At 66.0% G+C, this 9,590-nt stretch carries 6 protein-coding genes; 2 read left to right on the plus strand and 4 right to left on the minus strand.

Annotated features, from left to right (window positions below; translation table 11 throughout):
* Nucleotides 1–188: 188 nt before the first annotated feature.
* The 4 genes from NF876_RS09570 to galE all read right to left on the minus strand — a co-directional run bounded on the left by NF876_RS09570 (nucleotide 189) and on the right by galE (nucleotide 4,788).
* A complete protein-coding gene (locus NF876_RS09570; protein ID WP_262268572.1) occupies nucleotides 189–1,163 on the minus strand; it encodes a phosphoribosylaminoimidazolesuccinocarboxamide synthase in 975 nt (324 codons plus the stop codon).
* Nucleotides 1,164–1,809: 646 nt separating this feature from the next.
* Entirely contained in the window at nucleotides 1,810–2,952 is a 1,143-nt protein-coding gene (locus tag NF876_RS09575; RefSeq protein ID WP_262268573.1) for a LolA family protein, read from the minus strand.
* 159 nt (nucleotides 2,953–3,111) lie between these two features.
* The gene (locus NF876_RS09580) at nucleotides 3,112–3,678 is read right to left on the minus strand and encodes a DoxX family protein (RefSeq protein WP_262268574.1); all 567 of its coding nucleotides are present in this window, start codon (nucleotides 3,676–3,678) and stop codon (nucleotides 3,112–3,114) included.
* Between the two features lie 117 nt (nucleotides 3,679–3,795).
* The gene (galE, locus tag NF876_RS09585; protein ID WP_262268575.1) at nucleotides 3,796–4,788 is read right to left on the minus strand and encodes a UDP-glucose 4-epimerase GalE; all 993 of its coding nucleotides are present in this window, start codon (nucleotides 4,786–4,788) and stop codon (nucleotides 3,796–3,798) included.
* A 114-nt stretch (nucleotides 4,789–4,902) separates the two neighbouring features.
* On the opposite strand from galE, the gene NF876_RS09590 reads away from it, so the two are divergent.
* Nucleotides 4,903–5,208 carry a hypothetical protein gene (locus NF876_RS09590; RefSeq protein WP_262268576.1) on the plus strand — a complete coding sequence of 102 codons (306 nt, stop codon included), beginning with the start codon at nucleotides 4,903–4,905 and terminating at the stop codon, nucleotides 5,206–5,208.
* Between the two features lie 469 nt (nucleotides 5,209–5,677).
* A complete protein-coding gene (locus NF876_RS43135; protein WP_315975017.1) occupies nucleotides 5,678–9,469 on the plus strand; it encodes a hypothetical protein in 3,792 nt (1,263 codons plus the stop codon).
* Nucleotides 9,470–9,590: the final 121 nt, after the last annotated feature.

The raw sequence follows: 9,590 nt of genomic DNA on the forward strand, positions 1-9,590 counted from the left end.
GGCGGAAGCCGCTGCCCGGAGACCTGATCACCACATGAAGATGCCGCCGGAGAGCGGCGGCATCGAACGTCTGGTCGCAACCGAACGGAGCCGCCCTATGGGGACGGCGTAAAATAGTTCACGAAGCTGGTGCGACCGGTGATCATGGGGCGCAGGATACGGGCGCCGCGCCGGATCGTCAACCGGCCTCAGAAGAAGCTCTTCAGGTTCTCCCTCACCCGCTCCAGCACCGGAACGGCCGGGTCCGGCAGGGCGAAGGCCTCGCCGGTGATGCGCTCGAAGGCGTCGATGTAGACGCGCGCGGTCTCGAGCACCACGTCCTGCGGGATCTCCGGGATCTCGTCCTTGTACGGATCGCAGCGAGCCGCCACCCAGGTGCGGATGAAGTCCTTGTCGAAGCTCTCGGGCCGCTCGCCGGCCTCGAAGCGGCTTTGGTAGCTGTCCAGGAACCAGTAGCGGCTCGAATCCGGCGTGTGGATCTCGTCGGCGATCATGATCGTGCCGGTCTCGTCGATGCCGAACTCGTATTTGGTGTCGACGAGGATCAGCCCGCGCTGGCGCGCCATCTCCCGGCCCCTGGCGAAGAGCGCGAGGGCGTAGTCGGACACCATGCGCCATTGCTCATCGCTCAGGAGCCCCTGGCCGACGATCTCGGCCGGGGTGAGCGGTTCGTCGTGCCCGCCATGAAAGGCCTTGCTCGTCGGCGTGATGATGGTCTCGGGCAGCTTCTCGTTGTCGCGCATGCCGTCCGGCAGGCGGATGCCGTACATCGCGCGCTCGCCCTTCCTGTAGAGGGACAGGATCGACGTGCCGGTGGTCCCGGCGAGATAGTCGCGCACCACGATCTCCACCGGCAGGATGGTGAGCCTGCGGCCGACCAGCACGTTCGGGTCGGGATATTCGATCACGTGGTTGGGGCAGAGGTCCGCCGTCGCCTCGAACCAGAACCGGGCCGTCTGCGTCAGCACCTGCCCTTTCAGCGGAATCGCCGCGAGGTTGCGGTCGAAGGCGCTGATGCGGTCCGACGCGACGATGATGCGCCGCCCGTCGGGCAGGTCGTAATTGTCGCGCACCTTGCCGCGGTAATGGTTCGGCAGTTCCGGGATGGTCGCGTCCTCGAGGACGTAACCGGCATAGGCTCCAAGGGCCGCTCGATCCACCATGCTCACCTGCCAGGATTGTTCGGACGTGTTCTAAACCGAAATTCCCGGCGCGCTAGAGCAAAACTAGCGGGAATCGTAACTCCCACGTCATCACCGGGCTCGTCCCGGTGATCCCGCTTCCGTAGGGCGCCGCGCTTTTCAGATTGGGATGGCCGGCACAAGGCCGGCCATGACGTGGGGAGGGTGGAGCGCGAACCGAACGATCACCCTCCCACTGTCATCACCGGGCTTGTCCCGGTGATCCCGATGACGAAGAGCGCCGCGCCTCACCGGATCGGGATGGCCGGCGAGAGGCGGGTGATGACTGGCCGGCCATGACGTGGGTGGGTGTCATTACCAGGTCACACACCCTCCACGTCATCACCGGGCTCGTCCCGGTGATCCCGCTTCTGAGAAGCGCCGAGCCTCACCGCATCGGGATGTCCGGCACAGGGCCGGCCATGACGTGGGTGGGTGGCAGGAAGGGCGGAGGGGGCCATGACGCCGGAGGGTGTTGTCACCGGCCCTGACCACCTTCTCCTCGTCATCACTGGGCTTGTCCCGGTGATCCCGATACGAGAGGCGCGGCGCTCTTCCGATCGGGATGGCCGGGACAAGCCCGGCCATGACGTGTGGAGGGCGTTCGCGCCACCGGGATGGTCGCCCTCTACTGCCCGGCCCGCGCGTCCCGACGGTAGGTGGCGTTGACGCCCGAGAGGGTCACGGAGGTCTCGTAGCCCTGGGCGTCGATGATGGTCCATTGCTTGAGGGCATTGGCGCGGCTGTCGTAGCGCAGGGTGATCTTCGAGGTGCCCCCGAGGGTCGCGCTGTCGTCGAACCGGACCGTTACGATGCCGTCGCGTCCGACCTGCACGTCGCGCACCTTGGCGTCCCGCGCCAGGTCGATATTGTCCTGGACGAGGAATTTCAGGGGCGTCTGCCCGACCGGGTAGACGTCGTTGGTGCCGAGCTTCTTGTCGCGGATCGCCACGTTGCGTCCGTCCGAGATCACCTCGAGGGTGCTGGGCGGGGCGTAGGCGAAGTGGAACTGGCCCGGGCGGCGCATGGAGAGCGTGCCCTCCGCCTGCTGGCCGTTGGGGTTCTTCTGGACGAAATAGGCCGACATCACGTCGAGGCTGTTGAAATAGGCGTTGACCCGCTCGAGCCCTTCCTCGGGCGTGCGGGGCCCGGGCGGCGATGTGGGCGTCGGAGCGGTGGACGGCGCGGCCACGGAGGTCGGCGCGGACACGATCTGGGCGGGCGTCGCCCGGGCAGGCTTCGGCGGCTCCGCCACCTTGGCCGGCGGCGCGGGCTTGGCCGGCTCGGCCGCCTGAACCGGGGGCTCGGGCGCCGGCTTCTGCGCCTCGGGGGCGGGCTTCGCCGCGGGGCCGGGCTTCGCCTCGGCCTTCTCGGCCGGCCGCGGCGGCTCGGGCTTCGCGGCCGTCTGCGGCGCGGGCTGGGGCTTGGAGTTGGGCTGGGGCTTGGAGCCGGGCTGGGGCTGGGCGGTCCGCTGGGCCGGGCTCTGCGGCTTCTGGGCCGTCGGGTTCGGCCTGGCGGCCGGCTGCTGGGTCCTGGCCGGCGGCTGATTCCCGGCCTGCGGCCGCGCAGGGGCCGGCGGCTGGGGGGCCGCCTGCGGAGCCGCCGGCTGGGAGGCGCTCCCGGCGGCCTGCGGCTTCCTGAAGAGGCCGTCGAGGAAGCGGGTCAGGGGATCGGCGGATTGCTGCGCCGCGGCCGGAGACGCGCACGCGAATGCGACGGCAAGAGAGAGGAGACCACGAGCGAGGAGACGACGCACGGACGAGTGAAGCATGACGCGACTGCTAACCTGGAAAATCACCGTTGCCCGTGCGCAAAAGCACGGCGCGGCAATGCTTTATGGCCCGGATAAGAGGCTGAATGAAGGCATGAGCCTCGCAGACGGGAGCGAGTCGGTCCAGGGGCCATCGATCCCGCTTCGCTTCCCCTGCGCTCACGCGACGTCCGCCAGTTCCTCGTCCTCGGCCGCAGGCCGCGCGGGCGCGGGACGCGGCTTGGGCGCGCGTGGGCGGGACGGCTGCTTCTTCTTGCCCTTCGCCGGCTTGGCCTTGCCGTTCAGGCCGCGCCACCAGCCCTGCCAGCTCCAGGCTCCCGGTCCCACGAGAGCGTAGAACAGGAGAGCCGCCAGAACCCCGAGATGGGAGAGGAACACCGCCTGCTCCGCCTGGCGGTTGAGGCCGGCATAGTCCCAGAAGCGGTGCTGGGTGCCGGTCGTCACCACCAGGGCGGCGATGAGCACGGAGGCGCTCAGCCGCGGCGCGACGCCGACGATGAGGGCCAGGGGACCGAACACCTCGGCGAGCACGATCAGGGTCGCCACCACGTCGCCGTAGGGCATGCCCTTCAGGGTCAGGGCGGCGGCCAGCCCGGAGATGTTCGAGAGGCGCCCGATGGCCACCGGCAGGAAGCAGCCCGCCAGCAGCAGGCGGTTCAGCAGCAGAACCCCGTTGACGCCCGGTCCCCTGTCCTCGCCCATGCCCCCACCGATGCCCCAACCCATGCCCTCGTCCTCCCCTCGCCTGGTCCGGCGGCGCCGGGAATCGGCCCGGCGCCTGAGGAGCATTTGAGGCAGAGGTTCTTAATCGGCTGTTATCGCCGGCCGGCCATCCACCGCCGGTCAGAGCTTCAGGTTGCGCTCCCGGAGCATGGCCTCCCAGCGCATGGAGTGGTCCACGATGGTGGCGAGATCGTCGAGGCGGGGCTCCCATCCCAGCTCGGCCCGGATGCGGGTCGGATCCGCCACGATCGTCGACGGGTCGCCCGCGCGGCGCGGCCCGATCCTGGCTTCCACGGGCTTTCCGGACACCCGGCGCACGGTCTCGATCACCTCGGAGACGGAAAAGCCGTGTCCGTAGCCGCAATTCATGATGAGGCTCTCGCCGCCCTGCTCGAGATGGGTCAGGGCCTGCACGTGCGCGGCGATCAGGTCGCTCACATGGATGTAGTCGCGGATGCAGGTCCCGTCCGGCGTGGGATAATCCGTGCCGTAGATCTCCATGTGGGACCGCATGCCGAGCGCCGTCTGGACCGCCACCTTGATCAGGTGGGTGGCGTTCGCCGTCGACTGGCCGTGGCGCATCAGCGGATCGGCGCCCGCCACGTTGAAGTAGCGAAGGACCACGTAGCGCATGCCGTGAGCGGCCGCGACGTCGTGCAGCATGATCTCCGTCAGCCGCTTGGAGCTGCCGTAGGGCGACAGGGGCCCCAGGGGCGCATCCTCGCCGATCGGCTTGTCGGAGGTGTCGCCGTAGACGGCGGCCGTGGACGAGAACACGAAGTTCTTGACCCCTGCGGCGACCGCGGCCGCCATGAGGGAGCGGCTCTTGACCGTGTTGTTCAGGTAATAGCCGAGCGGATCGGTAACGGATTCCGGCACGATGAGCTTGGCGGCGAAATGCGCGATGGCGTCGATCCGGTGCTGCTGCAGCGTGCGGAGGACGAGCTCGTAATCGCCCACGTCGCCGACCACGAGCGGGACACCCTCCGGAACCGACCAGCGGAAGCCCGTCGAGAGGTTGTCGAAGACGATCGGGTTGTGCCCGGCATCGAGCAGCGCCAGAACCATGTGGCCGCCGATGTACCCTGCCCCGCCTGTCACGAGAACGTTCATGAAATCTCCTGGAAACCTGCTCGACTCTTCGCCTGCTGGCATTATCGGTTCTGGAATTCTAGATCAATCCGATTCCGGGGGAAGGCTACCGGGCCGTTTCTAAAGGGGTGCAGCATGGACGATCGCAAGGAATACTGGTGGGTTCATCACGAGGCCGCGGTGCAGCCCGCGGAGGTCGATTTCGTCGGCGGCATTCCGGTGGGCTTCCGGTTCATCGGCAGGGCCGGCACCATCGCGGCCTCCTCGGCCGAACTGCTCGAGCGCCTGCCCGCCCCTCCGCGCCCCGTCCTCAAGCCCCAGGCGCCGCAACCGGCGCCCGCCGAGCCTCGGCGGCGCGGCTCCTGGCTCTGGTTCATCGGCATCCTGCTGCTGATCCTGGTCGCCCAGTGCTCGGGAGATCTTTTCGATCTCATCAAATGATCAAAAGTTCCGCCGCCCTGTGGTCCATAGGGATAGCCACCCCTATCAAAAAGGCTTCATTCCATCCGAGGTAGGCTTATACTTCGACGGCATTACACCTCTTCATGCCTGTCCGCCGGTTAACTCGGAATTGCTCCAGCCGTATGAAATAGAGCCATTTCACTTCGCAGGATCTGCCTATTTAATCATGGGTAATCAGGCCGATACTGTAGAGGAACACGTCCAGATGCTCATTACGTCCAGCGAGACGGAGACCGATTCCGCCTCGAAGGCCCGCATGGGTCACCTGCCGTCAGCGGCAGCGCCGTTTCATCGAATCGTCGGAAACGCAGACCTGAACGCCGCCGCTTAGCCGGCTGCCATCTCCCACAACGATCGGCTTTCGCGCAGCGCGCACTGGAGGGATTCCGGTGACGATGACGCTCGCGATCGGCCTGACCCAGACACTTGAATAAGCAGGGATTTGACCATGATCATCAATGTCGATGCGCCCACCGGCAATGCCGCGCTGGATATGGCGGCCATCAATAACGCCATCAAAGCCGCAAACGACTACTACAACGCTCATAAGTCGGAAGGTCAGGTCACCGTTCAGCTCGCAGCCGGAACGTACATGGTGAGCGGCGATCCGACGAACCCCTCCAAGGGCGCGGTGGAACTCATGTCGGGTGTTGCGCTCGTTGGAGCCGGCGACCGCGATTCCACCATCAAGCTCGTCGACAATTTCAACGAGCGCATCAACGGCATCGTCCGGACGGAGCTGGACACCGTCGAGAACGTCAAGATCGCCAATCTGGTCATCGACGGCAATCGCGACAATCAAGCCGCGGGCAGCCATCAGGCCGGATTCATCTGCGGCATCAAGGAAGACGGAACCGGGCGCACCCAGTCCGACATCACCATCGACAACATCGAGGTGAAGGAATGCACGGCCTACGGGATCAACCCCCACGAGGTCACATACGATCTGACCATCACGAATTCCGAGTCCCACGACAATGGCCTCGACGGCTTCGTGGCCGATGCGGTCGTGGGCGGACTCTATGAGGGCAACGTCGCCTACAACAACGATCGCCATGGCTTCAACATCCAGAACGAGTCGAAGGACCTCGTCCTGAAGGACAACGAAGCCTACGGCAACGGCTACCTCTACATGTATCAGGGCACCCTCGCCGGGGGCGCCGGCCTCACCATCCAGCGCGGCAACATTCCCCCGGCAGGCGAGACTGAGATTCCCTGGGTGTCCGGCATCGAGATCATCGGCGGCTCCTATCACGACAACGGCAAGGAAGGCATCCTGGTCAAGCTGTCCGAGCAGATCACCATCACGGATGTCGACATCTACGGCAATCAGCGCCAGGGCGTGAAGATCGAAGGATCTGACAATGTCACGGTCCAGAACAGCCGCATCTCGAACAACTCGCAGGAATTCGACGGCAAGTACGACGAGATCAACATCCGCGAGCGCTTCGACGACGACTATTCGCAGAACACCTACTACTCGCATAATACGCAGGTCGTGAACAACGTCATCTCCTCGACCGGAGACGTGAATTCACGCTACGGCATCCGCGAGGAGCCGACCAACGACGACGCCGGCCCGACCAACACCTCCGTATCGGGGAATACCATCAGCGGCATGGATTCGGGCAGCGTCTCGGTTCCCGGCTACGTCTGGACCGGCGACCCGGGCAACAACGCCATCGACGGCACGAGCGGGGCCGATACCATGGCCGGCGGAGCGGGCAACGACACCTACACGGTCAACCATTCGGGCGACGTGGTCACCGAGAATGCCGGCGAGGGGACGGACCAGGTCAATTCATCGATCACCTATACCCTGACGTCCAACGTGGAAAATCTGACACTGACGGGCACAGGCGCCATCAACGGCTATGGCAACGAACTCGACAACGGGCTCATCGGCAATGAGGCAGCCAACACGCTGAAGGGCGGTGACGGCGACGATACCCTCGACGGCGGCGCCGGCGCGGACAATCTCGACGGCGGCAACGGCCACGATACCTACTCCGTCGACAATGTGGGGGATGTGATCGTCGAGAAGGACAGCCTCGGCCTCGGCGGCTACGATCGCGTGTTCAGCTCGGTCAGCTACACCCTCTCGCCCCAGGTGGAGGAACTGACGCTCACAGGCTCGGCCAACCTGAACGCCACCGGCAATTCAGGCGCCAACGTCCTGAACGGCAATGCCGGCGACAATGTTCTCGACGGCCAGGGCTGGGCCGACACGATGAGCGGCGGATTGGGCAACGACACCTACTCTGTCGATCACAGCGGCGACGTGGTGACCGAGGCCGCCGGAGCCGGCATCGACACGGTGTTCAGCTCGATCTCGATCTCCAGCGTGAAGGGCCTTGCGGCCAATGTGGAGAACCTGGTGCTGGTCGGGGCTGCCGCCGATGGCGCCGGCAACGGGCTCGACAACCTGATCATCGGCAACGGCCAGGTCAACAAGCTGTATGGCCTCGACGGCAACGATACCCTCGATGGCGGCGCTGGCGCCGACTCGCTGACGGGCGGCGCCGGAAACGATGTGTTCGTCCTGCGCAAGGGCGAGCTCCAGGGCGACACGATCGCCGATTTCACCGGCAGCGCGGCCGGGGGCGGCGACCGGATCGAGTTCCTCGGCTTCTCCAGCCAGGCGACCCTGACCTCGCTCGGCGGCGGCGACTGGATGGTGATCGACGGGAGCTATTCGGAAAGCTTCCGTGTCTCCGGCGGAGCGAAGATCAGCGCCGGCGATCATAATCTGATCTCGGCGGCCGGCCCGGTCTGGAACGGCGATGCGGGCGACAACGCGATCGCCGGCACCGCCGGAGCCGACACCATGAACGGCGGAGCGGGCAACGACACCTACACGATCAATCATACCGGCGACGTCGTCAACGAGGGCGCCGGCGCCGGAACCGACACGGTGATCAGCTCGATCTCCCTGTCCCTCGACCGGCCGCTGGCGGCCAATGTCGAGAACCTGACCCTGATCGCTCCGGCCGATCCGACGAAGCCTCCGCTCCAGGGCACCGGAAACGCACTCAACAACGTCATCACCGGCAACGATCAGGACAACAAGCTGTACGGGCTCGACGGCGATGACACGCTCATCGGCGGTCTGGGCAGCGACACCCTTGATGGAGGGATCGGCACGGATACGGCGATCTACGGGGGAAAGAAGTCGGATTACACCGTCACGATGAAAATCGACGAATGGAAGGTGATCGGACCGGACGTGGGCACCGATATCCTGAGAGGCATCGAGATCGTGCAGTTCTCGGACGGTCGTTACTTCAACGGCGTGTGGGAAGCCAAACCCGTGGACTCTGGCACTCCCGGCACGCCGAGCAATCCCGGGACGCCGACGGATCCCGGCACACCCTCCAACCCCGGGACACCGTCCAATCCCGGGACGCCCTCCAACCCCGAGACGCCGGCCGATCCCGGGACGCCGAGCAATCCGGGCACGCCCGTCACTCCGGGAACGCCCAGCAACCCGGTCGATCCAGGAGTTCCGGCGGTCCCGACGGAGGTTCGGAACGGCAGCCAGAAGGCGAACATCCTCACCGGCAACGACAACATCAACATCATGGACGGGCGGGGCGGCAACGACGTGATCCGCGGTCGGGGCGCGGATGACAAGCTCCATGGCGGCGCCGGGCACGACAAGGTCTACGGCGATGCCGGCGACGACTACGTCTATGGCGACAGCGGCAACGACACGGTCTACGGCGGCGCCGGCGACGACCGGGTCTATGGCGGCTCCGGCAACGACAAGGTCCTCGGCGACGCCGGCAACGACCATGTCTATGGCGGCGGCGGCCACGACACGGTCTATGGCGGCGCGGGCGACGACGTGATCGACGGCGACGACGGCAACGACGTTCTCTTCGGCAATGCCGGCAGCGACGCCTTCGTGTTCGCCGACAAGATCGGCAGCGCCAGCGCCAACCGCAAGGTCAACTTCGACACGATCAAGGACTTCAACGTCCAGGCGGACAGCCTCTGGCTCGACAACGCCGTGTTCAAGAAGCTCGGCGGCGGCACCCTGGCGAACCCGACGCAGCTCGACAAGGAGTTCTTCGTCACCGGCACCAAGGCCAAGGAAAGGGACGATTACCTGATCTACAACAGGAAGACGGGAATCCTCAGCTACGATGCCGACGGGTCGGGTTCCAAGGCGGCCGTGGAGATCGCGCAGCTCTCGAAGAACCTGAAGCTGACCTTCCAGGACTTCTTCGTCGTCTGACGGCAAGCCTGGATCAGGGGTCCCGGCCGGCCCGCGCCTCGTGCGGACGAGAGCGGGCCGGATCCCTCCCCCCGGGGAGACGAGCAACACGAGCGGGGATGGGCCGGACAGGGCGGGTTCT

Source organism: Microvirga yunnanensis (genome assembly GCF_025460875.1).

Coding starts and splice junctions, on each gene's coding strand:
- NF876_RS09570 (WP_262268572.1), bottom strand. CDS start 1,163: ATGGTGGATCGAGCGGCCCTTGGAGCCTATGCCGGTTACGTCCTCGAG.
- NF876_RS09575 (WP_262268573.1), bottom strand. CDS start 2,952: ATGCTTCACTCGTCCGTGCGTCGTCTCCTCGCTCGTGGTCTCCTCTCT.
- NF876_RS09580 (WP_262268574.1), bottom strand. CDS start 3,678: ATGGGTTGGGGCATCGGTGGGGGCATGGGCGAGGACAGGGGACCGGGC.
- galE (WP_262268575.1), bottom strand. CDS start 4,788: ATGAACGTTCTCGTGACAGGCGGGGCAGGGTACATCGGCGGCCACATG.
- NF876_RS09590 (WP_262268576.1), top strand. CDS start 4,903: ATGGACGATCGCAAGGAATACTGGTGGGTTCATCACGAGGCCGCGGTG.
- NF876_RS43135 (WP_315975017.1), top strand. CDS start 5,678: ATGATCATCAATGTCGATGCGCCCACCGGCAATGCCGCGCTGGATATG.